The following is a 746-nucleotide window of genomic DNA, read 5'->3' on the forward strand; positions in this document are numbered from 1 at the left end:
AAGTTTAAACAAGAACTGGGGTTTTTATAGTTCAGCTTATAAAGATTATGAAAACCATAAGGACTATGGCATTTACTTTGCGCTGCGCTATACGCCATCTATAAAAGTTAATGCAATAACAAGTTTTTCTAATGACAGTGGTAAAACAACGTATAGACAAGAAGTAAATGGATTTAGTGATCCACACATTGGCTCATTTGGATGGGGTGGATATGTAGAGCGAGATCAGGATGCGCATACTAACAATGCATCGATCTATGGTTCGTACCGAGCAAGGGCTGCGTATCTGACAGGTCGTTATAACCGAATTGGGGATAATGACCAAGTTGCACTTTCAGCGACAGGATCGTTGGTTGCGGCGGCAGGACGTATATTTGCGGCCAATGAAATAGGGGATGGTTATGCTGTTGTCACCAATGCCGGACCGAAAAGCCAGATTATAAATGGTGGAGTAAATTTAGGAGAAACTGATAAGTCGGGAAGATTCTTAATTGCGAATTTAAGACCGTATCAATCTCATAATATTTATCTAGATCCATCTTATTTACCATTGGAATGGGATGTGACGACTACCAATCAGACCGCACTTGTGGGCTATCGTCAAGGAACCTTGGTTGACTTTGGTGCACATCGGGTTATTTCAGGCTTGGTGAGAATAGTTGATAAAAACAACACGGCATTATTACCAGGCTATAGCGTTCGAATTAATGGACAGCAAGATGCTGTAGTGGGCTACGATGGTGAAG

The 746-nt window shown here is 41.6% G+C and carries 1 protein-coding gene; it reads left to right on the top strand.

What is annotated here, in order from left to right:
- A partial coding sequence (locus tag J582_RS25465) for a fimbria/pilus outer membrane usher protein (protein ID WP_032049000.1) occupies nucleotides 1-746 on the top strand: 746 nt, incomplete at both ends.

The organism is Acinetobacter sp. 1566109, from assembly GCF_000582255.1.
Classification (GTDB): Bacteria; Pseudomonadota; Gammaproteobacteria; order Pseudomonadales; family Moraxellaceae; genus Acinetobacter; species Acinetobacter nosocomialis.